Source organism: Novosphingobium sp. BW1 (genome assembly GCF_008107685.1).
Classification (GTDB): domain Bacteria; phylum Pseudomonadota; class Alphaproteobacteria; order Sphingomonadales; family Sphingomonadaceae; genus Novosphingobium.
Genome location: NZ_VIRF01000070.1, coordinates 65,231 through 90,395 on the forward strand (window position 1 = coordinate 65,231; position 25,165 = coordinate 90,395).

Below are 25,165 nucleotides of genomic sequence, written 5' to 3' on the forward strand. Positions count from 1 at the left end.
GTGGGGGCCTTCTGTTCAGTCCGGAAGCGCAGCGAGGAACGCGCGAACGACATGCGCGGAATTGACAGACGCAAGCGCCATGAAAGTGTTCATCTGGTTCTTGCCATCGTCGCCGCCCGCAAGGTCCGAAAGGCTGCGAAAAACGATGGCGGGCACCTCGTTGGCATAGGCGACCTGGACCACCGCCGCGCTCTCCATGTCGACGACACGTGCGCCCCAGGCGGACTGGAGATACTCGCGAAATTCCTTGTTGTCGGCAAAGACACCTGCGCTCACGCCCGTGCCGCCGACCACCACCTTGGGCTCCTCGATCAGGCAGTGCGGTCCGCTTGCCGCGCCCGAAGGGCCGGTGCAGCGCTGCAGGCTGATGCGTGCGGTCACGTCTTCGGCGAGCTGCAGCAGCGCAGGGTCCGCACCCAGCGTGTAGTGACGCACCGGGGCCTCGCTAGCGTTACCCACGCGTACGCCGCGCGGGAACATCATCTCCCAGTTCGAAGGCGCCTCCGCATCGACCGGCTCGGGCGTCTCCCATCCCTCTGCGGAGCGGCGCGCGAAGGAGACTTCGAGGTACTGTGCCCAGTCCCTGGCCACCACCACATCGCCAATCGAAAGTTCCGGGTCGACCCCGCCTGCGATGCCGGAGAAGACGATGCGCTTCACCTTGAAACGGTCGAGCACAAGCTGTGTGTTCATCGCCGCGTTGACCATGCTCACCCCGCTCTGCATCAGCACCACGGGCTTTCCTTCGAGAGTTCCGGCAAGGAAGGTGAGGCCATTGGCGCTGTACTCGTGCGGCTCGGCAATAGCCGGGGCAAGCGCATCCCACTCGGGCGCAAAAGCGGTCATCACCACCGTGCGCGGGGTGGGATCGAAGGGCTCGGCCAGCGCAGGAGAGGACACAAGCGCAAGCGCAGTGGCGAGAAGAGACATGGCACGGCGCATCAGGCAGCTCCCATCCAGATGAAGCGGGCAACGAAGAGAGAGGCGAGAACCAGCAGGAAAAGGTCACTCTTACCGAAGGTGCCGCGCACGATCTTGAGCACCGCATGGGCGGTGATCCCGAAGGCAAGGCCATTGGCAATCGAGAAGGTGAAGGGAATCATCGCGACAGTCAGGAAAGCGGGGATCGCGCAGAGCGGATCCTCCCACTCCACCTCGGTCAGCGGCAGGCACATCATGCCGCCCACGATGATAAGCGCAGGCGCCGTGGCGGCGAGCGGAATGAGCTGCGCGTACGGCGCGACAAACATCATTGCGAAGAACAGGAGGCCGGTGACAATGGCAGTGAGGCCCGTACGCCCGCCCACCTGCACGCCCGATGCGCTTTCGACGTAGCTTGTCACCGTGCTCGTACCCGCCATCGAGCCGACCACGGTTGCCACCGCATCGGTGACCAGAATGCGGTTGAGGCGGGGGATCTTTCCGTCCGAACCGATCAGCCCCGCGCGCTTGGTGACCGCGACAAGCGTGCCGATGTTGTCGAACAGGTCGACGAAGAGGAAGACGAAGAGCACTTCGAGAAGCCCCAGGCCGTGCTGCCCTTCGGAGCCGAACACACCGCCCAGGTCCAGCTGGAACAGCGTGCCGGTCATCGCCTCGAGCGAGTAGGGTTCAGGATTGAAGCTGACGAGGCCGAAGACCCAGCCCAGCGCCGTGGTCGCGACAATCCCGATCAGCATGGCGCCGCGCACGTTCCAGGCGCTGAGCCCACCGATAAGGACAAGCCCGAAGAGCGCGAGCGCCGGGGCAGGCTGGCGCAGGTCACCCAGCGCCACGAACGTCGCCGGGTTGGCGACGACAATGCCGGAATCGCGCAGGCCAATGAAACCGATGAACAGGCCGATACCGCCCGCTACCGCGGCAAAGAGATACTGCGGTATAGAATGGACGATCAGCTGGCGGATGCCGGTCAGCGTCAGGACAAGGAAGGCCACTCCCGAAATGAACACGCAGCCCAGAGCCACCTGCCAGGGAACGCCCATCTGCTGCACCACAGTGAAGCTGAAATAGGCGTTGAGGCCCATGCCGGGCGCCAGCGCAAGCGGGGTGTTCGAGGCAAAGCCCATCAGGATCGAGGCAAAGGCTGCTGCAAAGCAGGTCGCCGCCGCAACCGCCGCGACAGGCATTCCCGCCGTTCCCAGGATCGCGGGATTGACGAGGACGATGTAGGCCATTGTCAGGAAGGTGGTGAACCCGGCCAAAACCTCGGTGCGCGGCGTGGTGCCGCGCGCGCGCAACTCGAAACGGCGTTCCAGCCGGGCGTACCAGGCGCTGTCCTGTCGGGCCAGCGTCTCTGTGTCACTCATTGCGCAATCCCCTCTTTGCGTGTCTCGGCCACAAAGGCCGGCGCGCTCACCCCCGTGAACCCGCGCATTTCCAGCTCGCGTGCCAGCGCGAACAACCTGTTCTCCTCGCCCGGTTTGCCGATCAGCTGAAGGCCGAGCGGCAAGGTGCCTGGTCGCTTCATGGGCACGGCCAGGGAGGGGAAGCCCAGGAACGTGATCGCCTGCGTATGAATGCCAAGGTCCGCGCGTGCGGGCCGCATCCCGCCATCGATCTTGATACGCGGTTCCTCGATGCGCGGGGCAGTGCCGGGCGTCGCCGGGGCCAGGACCACATCGTAGTCCGCCAGCATCGCCGTAACCCTGGCGATATAGTCCGCCCGGAACGCACGCGCCTCGTCCACGATGGCCTCGGGCAGGAGGGCACCGGCGATCAAACGATCGCGCACTTGCGGATCGTACTCGAGGGCCTGCTTGGCCAGCGCAGCCCGGTGGAGCGTTCCGCCTTCGTGCGCGGTGATCAGAAACGCTGCCGAGCGCGCCCGGCCGATTTCGGGGATCTCCAGCAAGGGTCCCTCGTCCGCAATGGCGTCCATTGCAGCCAGCTGGTCGGGATCGGCATTCATCCGGAAGCGTCCGCCCAGCCCTGCAATCCGCAGTTCCGCAGCCGTGTGCGGCATGGTCGGCTCCCCGCGCAACACCGCCCAGACCCGCTCCATATCCTCCACCGACGTTGTGAAAGGCCCGACATCGTCGAAACTTTGCGCGAAGGGAAAGACCCCGTCCAGCGGCAGTGCGGTGTGGGTGGGCTTCAGGCCATAGAGCCCGGTGAGGCTCGCGGGTACGCGCACCGAGCCGTTGGTATCCGATCCCAGCGCCAGCGGCATAAGCCCGGCCGCGACGACGGCGGCCGAACCGCCCGAAGACCCGCCGGCAAGGCGCGCCAGATCATGCGGGTTGCGCGTCGTGCCATAGGCCGCGTTGATGGTCGCAAAACCATAGGCGAACTCGTCCATATTGAGCGTGGCGACAAGCACCGCGCCCGCCGCCTTCAGGCGCGCCACGGCCTTGGCATCGCGCGGCGAAGGCGGCGCATCGGCATAGACGCGTGAGCCTGCCGTGGTGGGCAGTCCGGCGACGTCGAAAAGATCCTTCACCCCATAGGGCACGCCCGCTAGCGGCCCCGGATCCTCGCCCCCAGCGATCCGGGCATCGACAGCGTCCGCCTCGGCACGTGCGCGTTCGGCCAGAAGCTGCGTCACCGCGACCAGCGGCGCAGCCCGCGCCTCGATATCGGCAAGGCAGCCTTCGAGGACCGCGCGGGCGGTGACATCGCGCGCCCGTACCACCCGGGCGATGTCGCAGGCCGTCATGCGGTGCCAGAGGGTCATTCCCCGTCCTCTCCGCGCATGCGGCGCACATGACTTGCAAGCAGCTCCAGATTTGCTTCCACGCCGGGACGGCATGCCTCGGGAATAGGCAGCCCGACAGCAGCGGCGACTGCATCGATGGCCACGCGCGAACGCGGGACTGCAGCGCCACCGGGGCGGGGCGGTGTGGGCGTGGTCATGCGGCCTCATCTCCTGGCTGGAGGACGCGCTTGGCGCGCGCCAGCACGGGAAGGCATGCGCCAAGCCCCTGTGCAACCACGCGACCATGCCCCGTGGCAGCCCTGCGGGCAACGGGCCAATTGCCCCCTCCTGCTCGAGGTGTGAGCAAGACGAAGCGCGGATCGGGTCCAATCCGGGAGTAAGGCAATGCGCGGCACATGTCCCCCTCCTGCCCGCCGCCACCCTAACCAGCAAACGCAATGATCAGGACAGATCGTTGCAAAAAAGAGCGCACCCTCATCAAGAGCGCCTCAAGCGCTCTAATTTTCGCAACACCTTGTAAAATTCATTGCATTTGCCTGCACATCGATGCGCCACTAGCCCTACGCACCAAGAACAGGGAACAACAGTCCCAGACCGGGCCGAAATATCCGGCATCAGAGGACGTAAAGACCACCGAAACGGGGCGAGGGCAACTGAAAGGGAGAGCAGAACAATTCGGTCGCGCCGCTTGTGGATGGCGCGTCGGGGCATTCATGAGGGGGTTGAAATGCGGATTTCACGTTGTTTTACAGGCAGGTCGCGCAGGTCTGCAACGCCTAGTCATGTGTTTGTTGCAGGTCTTCTGGGCTGCACCGCGCTGAGCACGCCCGCGCTTTCGCAGGAACCGGCAGAGCGCGATCCGGCTTCTGAAATTGTCGTCACCGGCTCGCTCGATGCGCTGCCCGTCGCCGACGTCGGCTCGGTCTTCGGCTTCGACAAGACCATCGTCGAAACGCCGCGTTCTGCCTCCACCGTCAGCGCCGAACAGATGGAACGCTTCGGTATCACCGAGATCTATGACCTCGTCGCGCAGTCGCCGGGCACCTTCACCAACTCGTTCTTCGGCGTGGGCGGTGCGCTCGACATTCGCGGCACGCCGGGCGAAGTCTACTTCCGCGGTGTGCGCCGTCTCGACAATCCCGGCAACTACCCCACCCCGATCGCGGCGGCGGACCGGGTCGACATCGTGCGCGGTCCCGCCTCGCCGATTTATGGCCCCTCCAAGACCGGCGGCTACATCAACTTCGTGCCACGTTCGGCGCGCGCGAAGGGCGGTGCCTTCATGTCCGGTCCGGAAGGCAAGGTCGGCCTTACGCTTGGCAGCTGGAACAAGACCGACCTCACCGCCCAGATCCGGGGCCCCGGCCACATCGGCACGCAAGAATTCGGGTACAGCCTCTACGCCGAGGTCGAAGATTCGGGCAGCTACTGGGACAATATGTCCACCAACCAGACGATCCTGCAGGCTGCCTTCGACACCGACCTGACGCCCGATCTGCGGCTGGAATTCGGCGGCATGTACCACCGCTTCCGTGGCCAGCAGAACGGCGGCTGGAACCGCCTGACGCAGGACCTGGTCGATGACGGCACCTACATCACCGGTAACGCCATTTCGCTCGACACCGATGGCGACGGACAGATGTCGGTGGAAGAGATCAACGCGGCAGTGCCCGGCGGTCTCTCGATCTTTGGCGGCTTTGCCTGCGGGGGCGGCGTGTTCCCGGATTCGATCACCGATGCCTGCTACACCTCCAGCCCCAACAACCTGCTCAACCTGCAGAATACCGGCACCACCACACTCAGCCGCCGCAAGACACTGACCGGCAAGGACGACCGGCTCGACAATAACGCGACCACGCTCTACGCCGACCTCATCTGGACGGGTCCGGGCGACATCGAGATCAAGAACCAGGCCTTCTACGACAGCTACGAGAACATCAACGAGAACGCCTACGGCTTCTCGCAGCTGCACGATTCCTGGATCTTCGAGGACAAAATCGTCGTCTCCAAGACCTTCGAGTCAAGCGCGGGCACCTTCGCCTTCCAGCTCTCCCCCTCGATCCGCTACACCAGCTTCGAGCACGGGGAGGACTTCAACTACGAGTACTTCCACCGCGTCGACCTGACGCAGGGCTACGACCCGGCCAGCGACCGACTGCTCTCGACCGAGTGCGACTGCAACTACACCTCCTACGTCGATGGCCACTATACCGACGTCGCCTTTGCTGCGCTGACCGACCTCGACTTCGCCTTCGGCCTCGATGTCACGCTGGGCGCGCGCTACGACCACGTGAAGGCCACATCGACCTCGGACATCGGCCGCATGGAGGCCGCCCAGGTCGCCGCCGACCGCGACGCCGGCATCCCCGACAGCGCCAAGGGCAGCAAGGGCGCCTGGTCGTGGTCGGCCAGCGCCAACTACAAGCTCCCGCTCGGCCTCGTCCCCTACGCCACGATTGCGCGCCAGTCGGTCGTGATCGCGGGGCAAGGCGCGGAAATCGCCGTCTCGAACATCGCGGGCGACACGTTCATCACCGCCTCCAAACTCTACGAAGGCGGTATCAAGGGATCGTGGCTCGACGACACGCTCTACGCCGCGATCTCGGTCTACAAGCAGGAACGCACCGACTACAACGCGCAGTCGAGCACGGTGAACCAGGCGGTCGAGACCAAGGGCCTGGAGGCCGAACTGCGCTGGGCGGTGGACGAGCACCTGCTCATCACTGGCGCCTATACGCGCACCAAGGTCTATAACCTCACCTTCTACGAAGCCGGCAGCACCTTCAGCTTCCTGGGCATGGAAGACCTCATCAATGTCGAGGACCAGACGCTGCACCTGGGCGGCCAGCCAGGCGGCCTGATCCCGATCAATTCCAAGAGCGATTCACGCCGCGCGGGCATCCCGACCAACCTCTACGCGCTGACGGCCACCTACGCCTTCGACAACGGCCTTGCCTTTGCAGGCAGCATGGTCGCGGTGGATTCGGTCTACTCGGGCCAGTCGCAGGCGGTGCGCCTGCCCGCCTACACGCTGTTCGATGCCAGCGCGTCGTACAGCACGGGCCCCTGGGACCTGCGCGTCGTGGTCAAGAACGTGACCAACGAGAAGTACTTCCGCGCGAATTTCACCGAATTGTTCGGATCGACCATCGCGCTGCCCGAACGTCCGCGCAGCGTCCAGGCAACGCTGTCCTACAACTTCTGACGCTCCCCCAGGCGCAGGGACGAAGCTCCCCTCACGGCACCGTCCCTGCGCCGCACCTTTTCGAAAAGACGAGACCCTGCATGCGCCTTTCCCCGCTCCGCTCGCGGCGCCCGTCCCGACTGCGTTTCCTCGCGGCGGCCCTTCTGGCAAGCTACACGCTCGCCCCGGCGGCCCAGGCGCAGGACCCCGCCGCCCATGCTGCGCGCACGCTCGCCGCCTGCAAGCCCGCCGCCCCGTGCGACAACCCGCTGCCGGTCAAGGTCGTCGTCGTCTCGCTCTTCGAGATCGGCGAGGATGAAGGCGACACCGCAGGCGAATTCCAGCTGTGGAAGGAGCGCCGCGGCCTCACCACCCGCATTCCCTTCCCGCAAGGGTTTCACGACCTCTACTACAACCCCGAGACACAGGTGCTGGGTGTGGTGACCGGGATCGGCACCGCGCGCTCGACCGCCGCGACGATGGCGCTCGGCCTTGATGACCGCTTCGATCTCACACAGGCCTACTGGCTGGTGGCAGGCATTGCCGGGATCGACCCCGAAGACGCCTCGATCGGGTCAGTCGCGCTCGCCCGCTATGTCGTCGATGGCGACCTTGCCCACGAGATCGACGCGCGTGAGATCCCGGCGGACTGGGACTTCGGCTATTTCGCGCGCGGCACGCAAGGGCCCCACGACACACAGACCCCGCTCGATCCCTCGGGCGGCGAGGTGTTCCAGATCAATCCCTCACTCGAGCAATGGGCCTTTGCGCTCACCCGGGACATTGCTCTGCCCGACACATCCGAGATCGCGCGCGAACGCGCCAGCTTCGCGGGCTTTCCCAAGGCGCTCCAGCCCCCGCGCGTGCTCGAAGGCGAACAGCTCTCGGCGATGACCTTCTGGCATGGCGCGCGCATGACGGACTGGGCCAACCACTGGGTGCGGCAATGGACCGGCGGCAAGGGCGAATTCGTGACGTCCGCGATGGAGGACAGCGGTATTCTCCAGGCCATGACCTACCTCGATGCGGCAGGCCGCGCGGACCGCGACCGGGTGCTGGTGCTGCGCGCGGGCTCCAACTTCACGATGCCCCCGCCCGGCGCCGATGCCGCGAGCTACCTCCTGCGCGAGAACGAGGGCTACGCAGGGCTCGAGGCGGCGGTGGAAAACCTCTACACGGTCGGCTCAGTGCTGGTCGACGAACTGCTGGGGGACTGGGCGCGATATTCCGAGACAACGCCCTGAAGAAAGCACTTAGGATTGAAGGGGGTCATCACGCCTTGCCCCCATACCAATCGACCTCACCGCTCTCCGCCACGGTGGCAGGGAAAGGTGAGGTCGATTGGTATGGGGAGCCCGAGGGCGATGGCCCTTGGAAACCCTCTTCTTCTATCCTTCAGACAGGCAAGCCTACGTAGTTTTCCGCAATGGAACGCTGCGCCGCTTCGCTGCTGGCGATGTAGTCCAGTTCGGCCTGCTGCATGCGGCGCTCGAACGGGCCGTCTTCGGGGAAGCGGTGCATGAGCTTGGTCAGCGACCAGCTGAAGCGTTCGGACTTCCACACGCGTGCCAGCGCTTTCTCCGAATAGCCCGCGATGGCATCGGCATCGTTGCTCTTGAAAAAGGCAAGCAGAGCCTCGGCGGCATAGTACACGTCGCTGGCGGCCAGGTTCAGGCCCTTCGCTCCAGTCGGCGGCACGATGTGCGCGGAATCGCCGCAAAGCATCAGGCTGCCATGGCGCATCGGTTCGAACACGAAGGAGCGCAGAGGCGCGATCGACTTTTCGATCGAGGGGCCGCGGGTGAGGTTGGCGCCCGCCTCGGGGCCAAGGCGCACGGCCAATTCCTCCCAGACGCGCTCGTCCGACCAGTCCTCGATCTTCTCGGTCAGCGGTACGTCGACATAGTAGCGGCTGCGCGTCTCGCTGCGCATCGAGGCCAGCGCGAAACCGCGTTCGTGGTTGGCGTAGATGAGTTCGTGGTTGCACGGCGGTACATCGGCGAGGATGCCCAGCCAGCCGAAGGGATAGACCCGCTCGAAGCTGCGCCCGACCGATTCCGGGATGGCCTTGCGTGAGGGTCCGTGAAAGCCGTCGCAGCCCACTATGAAGCGCGCATCAACGCGGTGTGAGGTCCCGTCCTTGGTGTAGGTAACGTAAGGCGCATCGCTTTCGATATCGAAGAGCGCGACATCGGACGCCTCGTAGACCACTTCCAGCCCGCGCGCACCCGCGGATTCCATCAGGTCACGGGTCAGTTCGGTCTGGCCGTAGACCATGACTTCCTTGCCGGTCAGCGCCTTGATGTCGATGCGAATGAGGCGTTCGCCGTCGGCAAGGTTGAAGCCGTCGTGCGGTAGGCCTTCGGCCTTCATGCGCGCGTCAAGGCCGAGGCGCTCCATGAGCTGAACGGTCACCTGCTCCAGCACGCCGGCACGGATGCGCGAGAGGACATAAGGCCCGGTCCGGCGTTCGACGACAACGCAGTCGATTCCCGCCTGACGCAGGAGATGCCCGAGGAGGAGACCCGAAGGTCCCGCACCGATGATGACAACTTGTGTACGCATATGCCGTACTCCTTTCCCGATGCGCGCCATGTCGGCGCTGCACATGCGGCGCGACGCGCGCGCCTGAATTGTTTTGCTCTTGCAAGCGTAATGCGCGTCTGCGCTCTCGACAGGAAGGGCCGGGGGCGTCACAATTCAGGTACTATTCGGACACAAGACATGGCACCTGGCACAATTCCCACCTTCCTCCTCTATGGCGAAGACCTTGGTGAAATTCCCTCTCAATTCGCGCATATAGAGACGATTGCCGCGCGCAGCTCGCTTCTGGACTGGGAAATCGGCGCGCACCGGCACCTTCATAGCGTGCAGATTCTCTTGGTATCGAAGGGACAGGTCACCTTCCGATGCGACGGCCGGGTGGAGACGCTGCAAGGTCCCTGTTTCATGGCCGTCCCGATCGGCAGCGTGCACGGTTTCCAGTTCCAGCCGGACACACGCGGCTACGTGCTTTCCCTTTCCGCGGCCTTCATGGCACGCGGAGTGAACGCGCAGGACCCGCTGCTCCACATGCTCACCCATGGGGCGAGCGGCGAAGTCGCTCCCGGCGCCGTGGCGCGGGTCGACTGGCTCTGCCGTGAGATGCTGACGATCCAGGCGGACTGGCGGCTTCCTTCCGCGCTGTTCCTGACGCTCGCCGAAGCGCTCGTGCGCAGTCTGGAGGCCCCGCATAGCGAGTCCCCACCTGCCCAGTCGGACGAAGCACGCCTCTCCGCCTTTCGCCAGCTGATCGAGCTGCACCTGACCGAACACCGTGCGGTCGAATGGTACGCCGCGCAGATGCGCGTCAGTGGCAAGACGCTCACCCGTATCTGCAAGCGCGCAGCTGGCTGCACGCCATCCGAGATGCTGCACGCACGCCTGCTATTGGAGGCGCAGCGGCTGCTGTGCTTCACCAACGCCAGCGTGGTGCAGGTCGCCAATGACCTGGGCTTTTGCGATCCCTCGTACTTCTCGCGCTTTTACCAGCGGCTGAGCGGGCGCCGCCCGCAGCAGGACAAGTCGAGCGCCACCGGACGCAGCTAAGACCCGTTCAGGCGCCGTCCGGCCGCAACCGGGCCACCGCCTCACCATCATCGCGCAGGCGCAGGTAGAGGCCATCCGCGCCGGGTGCGGGCACCTCAAGGCGCTCCCCTGTAAAGCCGGGGGGCACGGCCCGCGCATCTGCAAAGTCCGCGCCTTGCGCCACGGCGGCGACAAGGAACAGGTTTCGCCCCTCCAGCGTGCAGTGCGCCGCCTTGCCCCTGGAGCAGACAACCTCGTCGATTGCGGGGAGTCGCACCAGCCGCGCCAGGTCCTGCCAGCGCCCCGCCACGCCATTTGCAACGAGCCGGTAGCGCAGCGGCCCGAAGCTGCCGGGCGCCAGCGCACCAGTATCGAGCCGCGCGATCAGCACGCCCGGGCTCGAGGGCATCAATCCCGACCCGATCCCCATACGCACCGGCTCCGCCATGTCCTCAAGCGCGACCTCGACCACGGTATCACGCCCGAGGCGCTGTCCCGGCGGGGCCTGGAGCGAGAAGACGAGCTCTCCGCCCGCCGGGAGCAGCGTGTCGGACGTCAGTTCCAGTGGCCGCTTGCCCTGGGCCGGTTCGGGCATGCGCACCGAGCGGGAAAGAACCTGCGCATCGGGGCGCGGCGGTGCGATCGTCACCAGCACGGTCTGCTCGCGCCCATCGGCCAGCAGGACGCGGGCCTCCAGCGTGGTGCCAGCCCCGGGCATCCCGGCCGCATCCAGGGCGAGGGTCAGCACATCGCGCCCGTCGCGGCGCTGCAAGGCCCCGGGTTCCAGTGTTTGGGCTCCCAGGATAAGGGCACGCACCTGGTCGAGCCGCTGCCCGGTCAGCCGCGCCTCCCCGTCGCCTTCATGCAGCTGAAGTCCGTCGATCCGACTTGCCTCGGCACGGGTCTCCAGCGTCAGGGTGACCGGATCGGCCTCTCCCTGAAGATGCAACGCCAGCTGCACAGGCCCGGGCCGAGCACCTTCCAGCGGGACGCTCACGGCAAAGCGTTCTGTGTCCTTCACCTCCCACTCCAACGCCCGGCGTGTGTCCCGGCCGGTCAAGGTAATCGCGCTGACGCAGGCCGGAGCAGAGCCCGCAAGAACGGCCGTGCTGTTGCGCCCGACGACGAGCGTGCCGTTGTCGCCCACCGAGTGCCAGGCCCCCGGCCCTGGGCGTTGCAGCGTGAAGTCGGGCCCCTCGAACGGGGCGAAACCCCAGTTGCCATGAAGGTGCGCACGCAACGACCCAGAGAAGGACGCCGGGATCGCGCGGGCATCGAAGACATAGCCGCCCCGGTCGGCGCGCGCAGTAACCGGCACGTCCACCGTGCGCCCGTCCGAGGCCGTGATGCGCAGCGCCATCGCGTGCGCGAAGTCACTTGCGTACACCAGCGGCGCGCCTTCCACCGGCAGGAGGACGTGGCCCTGCGCGGCACAGATCGGCGCTGCGTGCGTGCTGCGCAGGCGCGGCAGGACATCGGCCTCGACAGAGGGCATGCCCACGACCAGCACCGACTTGGGCTTGGTGAAGGAGGGCGCGGTGTTGAGTCGCAGCGCCAAACGGTCCCGCCGCCGCTCAGTCAGCGCGGGCAGATAATCGAACTGCGGATTGTTGAAGGCGCCGAACAGGCGCGCGATGTCGCGCGCGACGCCGATATAGGCGCTGTACGAACCCGAGCCGGCCTGTGGCGTCGCGCTCAACTGCAGGGCCAGATCGGTCGGTGCGCCCGCCAGCGTATCGGCCAGCGAACTGGTGTGGACATCGCTCAGGACCAGCGCGCCGCGCCCCTCGATCAGGCACGCGGCCTGCTCCTCCAGCACCTTGTCAAGGCAATCGGCCTGGAGGCGCATGCCCAGGCTGGAGGCGAGCACGGGGGCGACCTTGCGCAGCGCTTCCGGGTTGCGGTCGCCCTGCGCCCGGATCGAGGCCATGAAGGTTTCCAGCCGCGCATGGTCGAGCGAGGCCTCGTACAGTTCACCGCCCGCGCGCACGAACTCCCCGGGCTTGCCCTGCACCGCATCCTCCAGCACGCCGTGCGCGCCCTGCGTGCGCGGAACCATGAGCACCACCATCTGCTGCGCGCCCTCGGGCACGGTAAGGTGCAGGGTGTTGTCCTTTTCCTTGTCCTTCCAGCCCTGCCCGGTCGCGATCCAGTCGTCGGGCGGCGGGTTCACGGCTCCGCGCAGGAACGCCGCAACGAAGAGAAAATCACGCAGCTTGTCGTCGGGATCCTCGCTTTTCGGCAGGTGCAGGGTCACCTCGTCCCCGGCGAGAAGGCTCGGGACCTGCGCAGCGGGCAGGGTTGTGTCCCCGCGCGTCACCTCCATCACGAGCTCCGGCCCGCGCAGCTCGAAGCCGGGGCCACCACTGCTAGCCGCGTCTGCAGACGCGCCCCAGAACAGAGCAAGCGCGGAGGCAGCGCAAAGCGCGCGCGGCAGACTTCGGGAACGGAGCAAGGTCAACACGGGCAAGAGCGATCCGAAAGGGCATCCGGCGCAATCTGCGCATCGGGGCTGCAGCCACGACGCCCAAGGCGCGGAAGAACAGGGAGTGTCCCACTCCTAGAAAGGCGCGCGTGGCCCCGTCAAGGTGCGTGGCTATCCGCCCGGCGCGGCGGCCACCCCGCCGGACGCAGGCGCCGGAAGGCTGCAAACGGAAACAGGAAGAAATGAATGATACAAGGGGTTATTGCCCCTTGCCCCCAGAACGGGTGAGCTCACCCGTCTCGGCCAAGGCAGCGTGCAAAAGGTGAGCTCGACAGTTCGGGGAGCCCGAGGGCAATGGCCCTCGGATCTGTTCGTATACCTTCTACGCCAGCGCACGTACCTGCGCCGGGCTCATCGCCATGATCGGGTCGAGCGGCTGTCCTGCCATCACGCGTTGGGCAATCACGCTCAGCCAGGGCGTAATATAGCGGAAGTAGCGCTCCTAGCCCCGGCACAGGTAGTTGAGCCCCTCTTCGCCCTCGCGCGTGGGGGTAAAACGATGCTTGGCGCAGCCTCCCCAGCACAGTGTCAGCTGGGCGCAGGAGTGGCACTTACCCGGCAGATCGCGCCATTTGGCCTCACCGAACGCCTGCTGGCGCGGGGAAAGAACCATGTCGGCATGCTGTCCTTAGCAAGAGGGCCCAGGCGATAGTCGGCATAGACGTAGTGGTCGCAGGAATAGACATCGCCATTGTATTCGCTCGCCAGCGCATGCCTGCATTGCTTCTGGTGGAGGCACACCGCGCCCGGCTCTCCCATGTAAGATGCCAGCGCCCAATCGATGTTCATCACGAAGATGGCCCCGATGTCGGCCTTGCGCCAGTGGTTGTCTCGGCTCTCGCCCTGCTGCGCGTTTTCCCTCGCGCCTAGCAGCAAAGACTAGCACGGCGGCGGGCTCGCAAACCCGATGTGGATCAAGAAACGGCCCTTTCTCCTGGAAAAGACGCTGCGCCCTTATCAGGAGTGGGCGGGAGCGCCCATGTCACCGTTCACCTCGCCAGCGATACGGCGGCGCAGCTCGGCGCGGAACAGGCGCGGTTCGAGAATGCGCCCTACCACATAGAGGAACGCGAAGATCCCGGTAAAGACGAAGCTGGGCGTACGCGATTCATCGAGCAGCCAGGCAACGCCGAGGAAGAAGAAGGGCAGGCAGAAGCAGAACATCAGCGCCGGGCTTTGCATGTCCCAGGCCAGTGAGCGCCCCTCGCCTTGGTGGCATACGTTCAAGGTGCCGCTCTTGTAGATCGACATCTTGTCCTGCGAGAGCGGATCCTTCTTGCGGAAGGTCAGGGCATCGTTCTCGATCTCGTAGCTGGTGCCGGCCACCTCGAACAGGCTTTCAAGGCGCGCGAAGATCTCCGAGGCGGGCGCGGCGGTGTCGAGCGGAAGTGATCCTCGCACGCGCCAGATGGTATCGATAAGGGGCAAGTTCACGCGAAGGGTACTCCCGCAATGGCATACGGAGGACATAGCTGTCCTGCGGACCGGCGCACCGGTCCCGAAAAACGATAGGGGCGCATGCGGGCGCCCCGCAAAGGGCGCCCTGCCGGCATCATTCGGCAGGTACGGTCGAGCCCGAGGCGCCCGGATGCAGCCGGCGCTGGACGAAGGCCTTGCTGGTCTTCCAGGCCTCCGTGAAGGGGTAGTGCATCTGCTCCCAGATCGACATGCGGCGGCCGCCTTCCATGCCCAAGACTTCCGCCTCGCCATCGACACAAGTGCCGAAGATACGGTCAAGGAAGATGTAGGTGTTGCAGTAGTTGCTCCGGCTGCCCTCGAAGTCCTGCGAGTGGTGTACGCTGTGGTGTTCGGTGGTGTTGAACACATAGCCCCACCAGCGCGGCGTGTTGAAGCGGATGTTGGCGTGCTGGTAGATGCTGATCGCCATGCCCAGCGAGCCGGCCAGCAGCGCGGCGTGCGGCAGGAAGTCGAAGAAGCCGCCGATGCCAAGGCCGATCAGGAAGATCTCGATGGGGCTGCCGATCGATCCCTTGTTGATGTTGAGCTGGGTGATGTAGTGGTGGACCGAGTGGGTCAGCCACAGCGGGTACCAATTGTGCATGCCGCGGTGCATCCAGTAGTAGCAGATGTCCGCGAAGAGCGTGATCAGGAAGGCCTGTAGCAGGAGCGGCATGTCCGTGAACCAGGCGAATTTTTCCCAGTTGAAGGCCGCCAGGATGTGTTCGGCCCAGACATCGCTGCCAAAGTGCTTACCCACGGCGCGGATCAGCGTGTAGGCAATGGCGACGTAGAACAGGTCAACGACCAGTTCCTTCCAGGTGAGACGCCAGCTCTTGTAGCGCGGGCTCACCCATTCCAGCACGTAGAGCAGCGCCTTGAAGCCGATGCCGATGCCGATCGCGGTCGAGGTCTTGGCAATGGACTCGGGCGCGTACATCCAGAACAGCACGAGCGCGACAAGCACTGCGGGCTGAAACCAGGTGAAGATAAAACGCTTCACTGTGCCACCCTCGACCCGGCCGAAGTTCTCCCAGCCGACAGTGACGGGAGAGTCAGCCCCGATGATACGCTTTCCTACGCGAACTCCGTCCATATTACCTACCCCCGTAATACGCAGCCAATCGTTCTAGTAATACTGAATACGGGTATCGTAATAATCGATTCTGCAGCTGTCCATGCCCAATTGGACTTGGGGCGCATATTATTGCCGCAGCACTGTTTTTTCCGGTTTTCTTCGTGCGTCGAGGGGCACCAGCAGGCACAAAATGCGCAGAATCGCGGAGTTTGCGCCCGGCCGATTGGCTGGCCGGCTCGCCTGCTCCCTGAACGCGAAGCGTCTCACGAAGCCCCCTTACGCGCAAGGCCGGGCCGTCAAGCCGTTGGACCAACTTGCAAACCCGACCGCTCAGCCTCTTGCACACGTCACTGATTCGCGCGCCCGCGCGCATGACGCGCGTGCTACGCGTGGACCTGGCCTGGCAGGCGCAAAGGCAATTGCCGCCTCCCGCCTGCCCGGTTAGGCTCGGAAAAACCGGCGCCGCGCCGTCGCGCGGCGCCGAAGCACCCCCGCGACAGCGAGCAAGGATGCCATGACACTCGAAGACCAGGCCCGCGCGGCCCTGCGACGCGGCGACATCCCCGGTGCCGCCAGCGCCGCGCAAACCCTCTGCCAGAGCGCACCCGGCGATCCCGCAGGCCCGTTCCTGGCCGGGATGGCCGCGGCGGAAAGCGGGCAATTCGGAAAGGCGCTTCCCCTGCTCCAGCGCGCAGCGCAGATGGCCCCCGGCAACGCCGAGTATCTCGCCCAACTGGCCAAGACGCTGATCCTGCTGCGCCGCGACGGCGAGGCGGGCCAAGTCGTCGCGCGCGCGCTGGCTCTCCCTTGCACGGATCCGCTCGCGCTCGACACGCTGGGCTGCGTGCTGGCGAGGCTGGGCGATCACGAAGCCTCGCTTGCGCCCTTCACCGGCGCGGTAGCGGGCGCGCCCGACAACCTCGACTACCGCTACAACCTTGCCGCAGCGCTGGGCTTTACCGGCAAAGTCGATAAGGCACGCGCGCATTACGAAGCGATCCTCGCCGCCGATCCGGGCAACGCGCGCGTGCATTATGCCCTTTCGATCCTGGAGCGCCAGACGCACGAGACAAACAATGTCGCCCGCCTTGAAGACGTACTCGCCAGCGACCCGCCGCCCGGCGACACGCTGCGCCTGCGCTATGCGCTGGCCAAGGAACTGGAGGACATCGGTTCCCCCGCCGAAGCCTTCGCCCAGCTGCGCGCCGCAAACACCGCACACAAGCGCGCGACGGGCTATGACTTTGCCCAGGACGCCGCCATTTTCGAAGCGCTGGAAGCGCTCTTCCAGCGCACCGACACCACGCTCGCGACCCGGCCCGGCTGCCCCGATGCCGCCCCGATCTTCGTTGTCGGCATGCCGCGCACGGGCACCACGCTGGTCGACCGCATCCTCTCCTCCCACCGCGACGTGGAGGCAACCGGTGAGTTGCAGGCGATGCCGCTGGCGGTGAAGCAGATGGCCCGCACGACCTCGCGCCAGGTTATCGATGCCCAGACTATTGCAGCAAGCGCAAATTGCCCGCCCGCCGCTATTGGTGAGGCCTACCTTGCCCGCGCGCGCCATCATCGGCGCAGCAAGACGCCGCGTTTTACGGACAAGCTGCCCGCAAATTTCCTCTATATCGGCCATATCTTGCAGGCGCTTCCGAACGCGCAGATCGTGTGCCTGCGCCGCGGCGCAATGGACACGGTCTGGAGCAACCTGCGCAACCTGTTCGCCACGCAGTCGGCCTACTACGCCTATTCCTATGACCTCATGGACACGGCGCGCTACTACGCGCGTTTCGACGCGCTGATGGCGTTCTGGGAGACGCGTTTTCCGGGACGGGTGCTCCAGTTCGGCTACGAGGCGCTGGTCGACAACCAGGAGAAGGAAACCCGCCGCCTCCTGGCCCATTGCGGGCTCGACTGGGATGCGGCCTGCCTCGACTTCCACCGCAACACCGCCGCCGTTGCGACCCCCAGCGCCGCGCAGGTGCGCCGTACACTCAACCGGGACGGGATCGGGCGCTGGAAGACCCATGCCGCCGATATGGAAAAGGTCGCCGCCTTCTTCCATGCCCGCGGCATTGCGCTCGACTGATCCTCTTTCACGACGCTTATAGACGAAAGGGCGCGGACACCCAAGTGCCCGCGCCCTTTCGTCTTAGGAGCCGTCAGCCCGGCCCTGTGCTTTAGAAGCGCACAGTACCCTGCACGCCGATGGTGCGCGGCTGGGCCACCGAACGTGCGTAGTAGCGCGAGATCACCCCGTCGTTGACCAGATTGCGGCGGGTCAGGTCGTTGCTGACGCCGGTTACCGCATAGGTATCGAAGATGTTGGTCGCGTACACGCCCACGTCGAAACGGTCGGTCTTGTAGGTGATGTTGGCCTGATGCATCCAGTAATCCGGCAGCTTCTCGCCGCCGCCACGGCGGCCCACTCGGGTCAGGATGTTCCCGGTATAGGTCGCGGTCCAACCGAAGTTGAGCGCATTTTCGCCCACAGGCATCTCGTAGGTCGCCCCGATCGCGCCCTTGTTCTTGGCCGAACCGGGCAGACGGTCGCCCGAGAAGGCACCGACAAGATCGCCACCTGCAATCGAGAGCAGATCGGGTACATCCTCGGTCAGGTGCGCATCAAGGTAGGAGTAGTTGCCGCGGATCGAGAGGCCGGGGAGCGGCTGCGCCTGGAACGAGACGTCAATGCCCTTGGAGACCGCCTTACCGCCGTTCGAGGTAATCCCGATGGCACCATAGGTGGTCTGACCGTCAAGCTGGATACCATCCCAGCCGACGTGGAAGGCGGCCAGCGTGAGCATCAGCTTGTTGTCGAAGAGCTGGGCGCGCATGCCGATTTCGGCATTCTTGGTCTCGTCGGGGCCATAGTCGAGTTCGCTTGGCAGGGCGCACAGCGTCTGGCCGTTCTGTTGGCCTCCGGATTCATGGATGTCGATGACTTCCTGGCTGCACGGGGCGACGCGGTTCACGCCGCCAATGCGGTAACCAGTCGACCAGGTACCGTAGACCATGAACTCGGGCGTGATGTTCCACGAGGCGTTGATCTTGTAGACAAGGCCGTCCTTCGAGGTACTGCCCGAGCGCGAGCTGTAGTCGTCGGCCCAAAGCGGCAGGTAGGAGCCGCCATTCACCCAGGCATCGTACTTGTAGTAGCGCAGACCGCCGGTGACCTGCAGGTCATCGGTGAAGTGCACCGTCGCCTCGCCGTAGAGGCCCTTCTCATCGTTGGTCGAGCGCACGAACGAGGAGTACTCGTGCGCGTAGCCGTCCACCGAGGGGTCGGTTTCGAAGTCGGTGCCCCAGTTCTCGTTCGCCCAGGCCGGAAAGCCGGGCACGTATTCATCATAATTCGAGCGGTAGGACTGGCGATTCCAGAAGGCACCGGCCACGAAGCTGAACGGTCCGTCGAAAGTCGAGACGAAGCGCAGCTCGTTGGTGAAGGCGTGCTCCTTCTGGTTCGACTGGTTGTAGCTCGAAAAGCCGGGGAACAGTTCGTAGTCGTAGTCGAGGTCAATCAGGAGGTCGGTGTTGTCCCCCTGGTACTCGGATTTGCGCTGGGTGTAGGCCGAAACGAACACCACGTTGACCGCGTCCGCGACGTTGCCCTCAACCTCGAGCGAGAGGAGATCACCGCTACGCTTTGCCGGCTCCGTGAAGCGCCACGGCGCCTCGTAGCGGCCCTCACCCACGACACCGCCGCCGTTGGCCGAACGGCCATCGGTCTTGGTCTCCTGGTGCGCATAGGTCACGTAGACCTTGAGATCGTCGGCGTAGAAACCAAGCTGGTTGCGGGTGGTGAAGGTGCGCTCGAAGTTGAGGTCCTTGCCCCGCGTGAAGTTCGCGTCCTGGTCAGCTTCGCTGCCGAGCGGATTGTCGACCCCGCCCGGCTGCGGAATGGACGTTCCCGGCTCCTGCAGCAGGTAGGGATAGTCGATGAAGCCTGGGTTGAAGTAGTAGCCCGTCGCCGAGCGGAACGCGATCGTGTCCTCCACGATTGGCACGTTGACGACGCCATAGCCGTTGTAGCCGGTGTCGCCCGAGTGGGCCATGTCAAAGACGCGGCCGCTGCCCTCGAAGGAGAATTCGCTCGCGTCGGGGCGGTTGGGCATGTTGCGCATGGCGCCAGCCAGCGTGCCCAGACCATAGAGCGTACCCTGGGGACCAAGCAGCGTCTCGACGCGATTGATGTCGATCAGCTTGAAATCGTAGTACATGGGCACTTCGCCCAGGTACATGCCAACGGCCGAGTTCGAATTGTCACCGGCCGTGGCCGACGTGTCGCTGGCCGACAGGCCGCGCATGACAATCGTGCCTGCGCCACGCGGACCGTTGTCGAGGATCGTCACACCCGGCGTGAAGGCGCCTAGGTTGCGCATGTCGTCGATGTGCTGTTCCTGCAGATCTTCGCCGCTGATCGCGCTGATGTTGATCGGCGTTTCCATGATCGTGGTGTCGCGGCGGGTGGCCGAGACGATGATTGCCGAGCCGACCAGTGCAGGCGCCTCGGCTGCCGCTGCGGCCGTAGCCGCAACATCCGCCGGTGCGTCGGCCGCCTCACCGGCCAGCGCGGGCGCGGCCAGCGCGGCGCAGGTGATGCCGGTCGCGCACAAGAGCCCGGCCTTGAATTGTCCCCGAATTGACATGCAAACCCCCTGTAGATTTTAGTTAAAGCTTGCCCGTTACCTGACAGCACGCCGCCAGGGCCGGATCCGAATAGTTGGTGAAACGAAGACCCGGCGCACACGGGATGCTGCGCGCACCGGATGCTCCCGGCGCGTTACGGCTGACCGGTCGACGTCTTCATGGTTTTGGTCGTGCTGCGCAGGCGATCGATCACCGGCTGGAAGGGAAACAGGAACTGCTCCCGGATCGTGAGGCGCCGCAGGTCGTCCTGGCCGACCACCGAGGCCTCTCCCTCGCGGTAGGTACCCATCAGGCGGTCGAGCAGGATAAGCGAATTGGCATAGTTGCAGCGCGTGCTCTCGTAGTCGGTCGAGTGATGCAGGCTGTGGTGGCGGATGGTAGTCAAGAAGAAGGAATAGAACGCCGGCGGGTTCGCGCGCACGTTCGCGTGGGCGTAGGTCGAGACAACGCCGAGCACGTTGAAGGCGCAGAACACCGGAACCGCATCGAAATCAAAGAAGGCAAGGACGCTGAGACCGATCAAAAACAGCTCGATCGGGTTGCCCACATAGCCCTTCATCGCGTTAAGCTGGGTAACGTGGTGGTGCGGCGCGTGGGTCAGCCAGAATGGCGTCGAATTGTGCATCAGGCGGTGCATCCAGTACTGCCCGAACTCGAACAGGACCATGACCATCACGACCTGCACGAGAAACGGCAGTTCACCAGCCCAGGGCGTCGCGATACCAAGCGTCTCCTTGAGAGCGAACAGCGGACCATCGCCCGCAACTTCGACCAGCCAGCCGATGGCGGTGTAGCCGAGCACGACGTAAAAAACGTCGGTCGCCAATTCGCGGGCGTTCATGCGCCAGCCTTGGTGGCGCTCGAACGCCCACTCGAGAAGTTGAACGAAAGTCGTCACCGCAAGTCCTGCAACGACCAGCGCCCAGGGGCCCTGCGTCAACGAGGCGGGCGCGAACATCCAGAAGAGAACGACGGCCAGAACCGTGAAGGGCGGAAGAAGATCGACGAACAGCGCCTTGAAACCTGCTGCACGTGCAGCTGGAGCAAAGTCAATTCGGACAGCCGAAGCGCTCGAACACACAGGTTCGTGCTCCTCGTGGCAATCCGGACTGAAGGTCGGCGTTCGAGCCATTACGAATCTCCCTCATCGCGCCGAAATACGACGCAACCCTTGCGTTCTCCTCCCCGTGTCCAAGCTCGCTCTCAGTGGCGAATACGGACACGGTATTGATATTACAGATCGGGTCAAGAGTATTAATTCGCGACCGCAACATTGCGCATTAAATAGTCGTAAGTCGCGCAAATGCTTACCCTACACTCCATGCCGGCGTGCGCAGAACACTCCGGGATGCTGCCGATTGGCAGCACGAAAGCGTGATTCGCCGCACTCTGGCGACTTGTTGTGCCCCTTATGCCACACCGAGGATGCGAGCGGTCGTTCGGGCACCACACCACGAACATGACCTCCCGACCCTCCTCGATATTACCGAAGAGCGAATGTGGTAATATTGCCGATGGACAAGCCGGATACTTTTCGCGATTGAGGCCGAGGAGCGCGCCCTATCCTTCGAGGATGCCTTGCCCCAGCGCGGGCACCAAGACGAGACGAGTTGAGAGACCAATGAGCACCGAACTTGCCCGCCTCAGCATGAGCCTGCCCGCCGACCTGTTCCGCCAGCTCGACATCATGGTTGAGGAGCGCGGCCTGCCCTCCCGCTCACAGCTGATCGCGGAACTGATCCGCCACTCGCTCGCCAAGCACGAGGCGCGCACCCGTCCCGACGAGATGCTCGCGGGTACGATCACCATTGTCTATCGCGGCGACCGGGGCCGTGTGCGCCAGCAGCTTGCCGAGCGCCAGACCGAATTCCTCAAGGAAGTGATCTCCTCGCAGCACGTATTTCTCGAGGACGACCAGTCACTCGAAGTGCTGCTTGTCCAGGGTCCGGCCGTGCGTCTTGCCGACCTTGCCGATGCCCTGCGCGGTATCCGCGGCGTCAGCCAGCTCGAGCTTGTCACCACGACCGCATTGCTGCCCCCGCTGCACGAGCAGGACGGTCTGGAAGCCGCAACCTCGGCGGTGACCGGAAAAGCGGCGCGAGGCGCCGAAGCCGCCTGAATGCGCGCCTTCGCGCACGGATCACGATCACACGAGAAAAGAACCCCGCCGTGTTGGGTAGCGGCCAAAAGGCCCGGAAATGCGCGCCTGAAGAAGTTTACGGCACACTTCGCTCCCGACATCACCCGGGCAGCGCCGCCTCTGCCTCGGTATTACATAATCTTCACGACGTAATACATTTTGGATGGACAAGACCTGCCAGACGCGCAATGTTGCATTGCGAAAGGGGACTGATTCATGCTCGTATCCATCCGCAAGGCCGCCACCCTCGCCGTGACCGCCGGAGCGCTCTTCACCGCTTCGTGCTCCGGGCCTGCGGACGCGCCCGAGACCCCGCGCACCGAGTTCAACATCGGCTGGTCGATCTACGCCGGCTGGATGCCCTGGCCCTATGCCCAGCAGGCTGGCATCGTGAAGAAGTGGGCCGACAAATACGGCATCACGATCAACATTGTGCAGGTGAACGACTACGTCGAATCGGTAAACCAGTACACCGCAGGCAAGCTGGACGGCGTGACGGTCGCCAACATGGACGCGCTCACCATCCCGGCCGCTGGCGGCAAGGATACGAGCGCGATCATCGTGGGCGACTACTCGAACGGCAACGACGGCGTGCTGCTCAAGAACGCGTCGGATCTCAAGGCGATCAAGGGCCAGCCGGTCAACCTGGTCGAACTTTCGGTCTCGCACTACCTGCTCGCCCGTGCGCTCGAATCGGTAAACCTCACCTTACGCGACGTGAACACCATCAACACCGCCGATGCCGACATCGTGGGCGCCTTTGCCAGCCCCGACGTCAAGGCCGCGGTGGCCTGGAACCCGCAGCTCTCCTCGATGAAGGCACAGGACGGTGCCAACGAGGTGTTCAGCTCGGCCGATATTCCCGGCGAAATCCTCGATCTTCTCGTTGTCGATACCAAGACGCTGAAGGGCAATCCGAAACTCGGCAAGGCGCTGACCGGCATCTGGTACGAGACGGTCGCGCTGATGCAGCAGCAGAATGAACAGGGCAAGGAAGCGCGCGCAGCCATGGCCAAGCTCGCCGGTGCCAGCCCCGCCCAGTTCGACGATCAGCTGAGCACCACCCGCCTCTACGCCGATCCCGCCGAAGCGGTGAAGGCGACCGACGATGCTGCACTCATCACCACCATGACCCGCGTGCGCGACTTCAGCTTCGCGCAAGGGCTCTTCGGCGGTGCGCCCTCGGCCGAAACCGTGGGCATGTCCTTCCCTGGCGGCAAGACGTTGGGCAATGCGCAGAACGTCACGCTGCGTTTCGACGACAGCTTCATGAAGATGGCGGCCGACAAGAAGCTCTGATCGGCCGGTTCCCTTCTCTTCCCCCCGAAATATCGAACCTGAGGTGAGGCGCCGCTTATGCGTTGGGTGAATCGCCAGGTCGGCCGGAGCAACCGGATTTTCCTCGGATCGCTGCCGATCCTGCTCCTCGTGCTGACCTACCTGTTCCTGGCCGTCCAGCGGCACGAGGCCAACCCGGCCGACAAGATCCTGCCGCTTCCCTCGGCCATGGTCTCGAGCATGTCCGCGCTCATCATGGTACCGGACAAGCTCTCCGGGCAGTTCATCTTCTGGGCCGACACGCTGGCGAGCCTCCAGCGCCTGGGCATCGGCCTTGGCATCTCGACGCTGATGGCGCTCGCCGTCGGTCTCGTGCTCGGCATCCTGCCGCCTGTGCGCGCCACCTTCGGGCCGCTGGTGACGGGCATTGCAGTGATCCCCCCGATTGCCCTTCTTCCCATCCTCTTCATCGCGCTCGGCCTTGGCGAGACGGCCAAGGTGGCGCTTATCGTGGTGGGCATTGCGCCTGTCATGATCCGCGACATCGCCGCCCACGTCCAGGCGCTCCCGCGCGAACTCATCATCAAGGCCCAGACGCTGGGCGCAAGCAGCTGGCAGGTAATGATCCGCGTCGCGCTGCCCCAGGCCATGCCGCGCCTGATCCATGCGATCCGCCTCGCGCTGGGGCCGGCCTGGGTGTTCCTGATCTCGGCCGAGGCGATCGCGTCGGACGTCGGGCTTGGCTACCGCATCTTCCTTGTCCGCCGCTATCTCTCGATGGACGTGATCCTGCCCTATGTCGCCTGGATCGCGCTCCTCGCCATTGCCATCGACTTCGCCCTCGTCACGATCAGCAAGCGCGGCTTTGCCTGGGCCCATGGAGACGACCATTGAGTACGATTCTCAGTCTGCGCAACGTCTGGGTCGAGTATGGGGACAAGGTCATCATCGAGAACCTCAGCCTCGACATCGAGGAGGGGTCCTTCGTTTCGGTGGTCGGCCCATCGGGGGCTGGCAAGAGCAGCTTCCTGCGCCTGATCCTGGGCCAGGAAGGCCCCAGCCGCGGGAAAATCCGGCTCGACGGCACGCCGCTGCCGCCCGAATGCGGGCCTGACCGGGGCGTTGTCTTCCAGCGCTATTCCACCTTTCCGCACCTGACTGCGCTGCGCAACGTCATGTTCGGGCACGAATGCGACGGCGCGCCCTTCTCGGCCCGCCTGTTCGGTTCGGCCAAACGCAAGGCCCGCGAGGAAGCCGCTGACATGCTGACCGCGGTAGGCCTAGGCGCCAATCTCGACAGCTATCCGGCCGAGATGTCGGGCGGCATGCAGCAGCGCCTTGCGATCGCCCAGGCGCTCATCAAGCGCCCGCGCATCCTGCTCCTCGACGAACCGCTCGGCGCGCTCGATCCGGGCATCCGCGCGGACATGCACGAGCTCATCTTGCGGCTGTGGCGCGACTATGCGCTGACCATCGTCATGGTCACCCACGACATCCGCGAAGCCTTCACTCTGGGGACCCGTGTGCTCACGCTCGACAAGCGCCGCCATGATCCCCAGGCGCCGCACCGTTACGGCGCGACGGTGGTCTACGATCTGCCGCTCGACAAGGAGAATGCGCAGGTCACCTACCACGCTGAGCGTATTACTATTGACGAAGTTAGTAATAACTGA

Annotated in this window: 19 protein-coding genes; 8 read left to right on the forward strand and 11 right to left on the reverse strand. The window is 64.8% G+C overall.

The genetic code is table 11. From position 1 onward, the window contains the following. Positions 1-15 precede the first annotated feature (15 nt). Genes FMM79_RS10915 through FMM79_RS10930 form a run of 4 tightly spaced genes read right to left on the reverse strand, consistent with a single transcriptional unit; the run spans position 16 to position 3,852 of the window. A complete protein-coding gene (locus FMM79_RS10915; protein WP_148627531.1) occupies positions 16-942 on the reverse strand; it encodes a 5'-methylthioadenosine/S-adenosylhomocysteine nucleosidase in 927 nt (308 codons plus the stop codon). Next, on the reverse strand, positions 942-2,306 hold the full coding sequence (locus tag FMM79_RS10920) for an NCS2 family permease (protein ID WP_148627532.1): 1,365 nt from the start codon (positions 2,304-2,306) through the stop codon (positions 942-944). The genes FMM79_RS10915 and FMM79_RS10920 overlap by 1 nt, the downstream gene beginning before the upstream one ends. After that, positions 2,303-3,673, reverse strand: coding sequence for an AtzE family amidohydrolase (locus FMM79_RS10925; RefSeq protein ID WP_240339114.1), 1,371 nt, complete (start codon positions 3,671-3,673; stop codon positions 2,303-2,305). The genes FMM79_RS10920 and FMM79_RS10925 overlap by 4 nt, the downstream gene beginning before the upstream one ends. Then, on the reverse strand, positions 3,670-3,852 hold the full coding sequence (locus FMM79_RS10930; protein ID WP_148627533.1) for an AtzG-like protein: 183 nt from the start codon (positions 3,850-3,852) through the stop codon (positions 3,670-3,672). The genes FMM79_RS10925 and FMM79_RS10930 overlap by 4 nt, the downstream gene beginning before the upstream one ends. Positions 3,853-4,382: 530 nt before the next feature. Between FMM79_RS10930 and FMM79_RS10935 the strand changes: the two genes are divergently transcribed. Both FMM79_RS10935 and FMM79_RS10940 read left to right on the forward strand, forming a co-directional pair. After that, complete coding sequence (locus FMM79_RS10935; protein ID WP_148627534.1) at positions 4,383-6,860, forward strand: TonB-dependent siderophore receptor; 2,478 nt, start codon at positions 4,383-4,385, stop codon at positions 6,858-6,860. Between the two features lie 80 nt (positions 6,861-6,940). Continuing rightward, a complete protein-coding gene (locus FMM79_RS10940) occupies positions 6,941-8,083 on the forward strand; it encodes a purine nucleoside permease (RefSeq protein WP_148627535.1) in 1,143 nt (380 codons plus the stop codon). 151 nt (positions 8,084-8,234) lie between these two features. On the opposite strand, the gene pobA is transcribed toward FMM79_RS10940, so the two are convergent. Continuing rightward, positions 8,235-9,404, reverse strand: coding sequence for a 4-hydroxybenzoate 3-monooxygenase (gene pobA / locus FMM79_RS10945; RefSeq protein WP_148627536.1), 1,170 nt, complete (start codon positions 9,402-9,404; stop codon positions 8,235-8,237). Between the two features lie 159 nt (positions 9,405-9,563). Here pobA and FMM79_RS10950 point away from each other — a divergent pair, with 159 nt between their 5' ends. Continuing rightward, on the forward strand, positions 9,564-10,427 hold the full coding sequence (locus FMM79_RS10950; protein ID WP_148627537.1) for a helix-turn-helix domain-containing protein: 864 nt from the start codon (positions 9,564-9,566) through the stop codon (positions 10,425-10,427). A 7-nt stretch (positions 10,428-10,434) separates the two neighbouring features. Here the strand turns inward: FMM79_RS10950 and FMM79_RS10955 are convergent, their stop codons facing one another. The 4 genes from FMM79_RS10955 to FMM79_RS10970 all read right to left on the reverse strand — a co-directional run bounded on the left by FMM79_RS10955 (position 10,435) and on the right by FMM79_RS10970 (position 15,445). After that, a complete protein-coding gene (locus FMM79_RS10955; protein ID WP_240339116.1) occupies positions 10,435-12,732 on the reverse strand; it encodes a hypothetical protein in 2,298 nt (765 codons plus the stop codon). A gap of 601 nt (positions 12,733-13,333) precedes the next feature. Further along, entirely contained in the window at positions 13,334-13,504 is a 171-nt protein-coding gene (locus tag FMM79_RS21615) for an SPASM domain-containing protein (RefSeq protein WP_205466613.1), read from the reverse strand. Between the two features lie 344 nt (positions 13,505-13,848). Further along, positions 13,849-14,325, reverse strand: a complete 477-nt coding sequence (locus FMM79_RS10965) for a hypothetical protein (protein ID WP_205466616.1) — start codon at positions 14,323-14,325, stop codon at positions 13,849-13,851. A gap of 118 nt (positions 14,326-14,443) precedes the next feature. Beyond that, complete coding sequence (locus FMM79_RS10970) at positions 14,444-15,445, reverse strand: sterol desaturase family protein (protein ID WP_148627539.1); 1,002 nt, start codon at positions 15,443-15,445, stop codon at positions 14,444-14,446. 496 nt (positions 15,446-15,941) lie between these two features. Here FMM79_RS10970 and FMM79_RS10975 point away from each other — a divergent pair, with 496 nt between their 5' ends. Then, on the forward strand, positions 15,942-17,513 hold the full coding sequence (locus FMM79_RS10975) for a tetratricopeptide repeat-containing sulfotransferase family protein (protein WP_148627540.1): 1,572 nt from the start codon (positions 15,942-15,944) through the stop codon (positions 17,511-17,513). A gap of 91 nt (positions 17,514-17,604) precedes the next feature. Here the strand turns inward: FMM79_RS10975 and FMM79_RS10980 are convergent, their stop codons facing one another. Together FMM79_RS10980 and FMM79_RS10985 are read right to left on the reverse strand one after the other, a co-directional pair. Beyond that, positions 17,605-20,073 carry a TonB-dependent receptor gene (locus tag FMM79_RS10980; RefSeq protein WP_148627541.1) on the reverse strand — a complete coding sequence of 823 codons (2,469 nt, stop codon included), beginning with the start codon at positions 20,071-20,073 and terminating at the stop codon, positions 17,605-17,607. A gap of 134 nt (positions 20,074-20,207) precedes the next feature. Next, entirely contained in the window at positions 20,208-21,206 is a 999-nt protein-coding gene (locus tag FMM79_RS10985; protein ID WP_205466619.1) for a sterol desaturase family protein, read from the reverse strand. A 489-nt stretch (positions 21,207-21,695) separates the two neighbouring features. On the opposite strand from FMM79_RS10985, the gene FMM79_RS10990 reads away from it, so the two are divergent. The 4 genes from FMM79_RS10990 to FMM79_RS11005 all read left to right on the forward strand — a co-directional run bounded on the left by FMM79_RS10990 (position 21,696) and on the right by FMM79_RS11005 (position 25,165). Continuing rightward, entirely contained in the window at positions 21,696-22,193 is a 498-nt protein-coding gene (locus FMM79_RS10990) for a CopG family ribbon-helix-helix protein (RefSeq protein ID WP_148627542.1), read from the forward strand. Between the two features lie 237 nt (positions 22,194-22,430). Then, on the forward strand, positions 22,431-23,513 hold the full coding sequence (locus tag FMM79_RS10995) for a putative urea ABC transporter substrate-binding protein (RefSeq protein WP_148627543.1): 1,083 nt from the start codon (positions 22,431-22,433) through the stop codon (positions 23,511-23,513). 57 nt (positions 23,514-23,570) lie between these two features. Further along, the gene (locus FMM79_RS11000) at positions 23,571-24,386 is read left to right on the forward strand and encodes an ABC transporter permease (RefSeq protein ID WP_148627544.1); all 816 of its coding nucleotides are present in this window, start codon (positions 23,571-23,573) and stop codon (positions 24,384-24,386) included. Then, positions 24,383-25,165 (forward strand): ABC transporter ATP-binding protein, encoded by a 783-nt coding sequence (locus FMM79_RS11005; RefSeq protein ID WP_148627545.1) that lies wholly within the window; start codon positions 24,383-24,385, stop codon positions 25,163-25,165. Before FMM79_RS11000 ends, FMM79_RS11005 begins: the two co-directional genes overlap by 4 nt.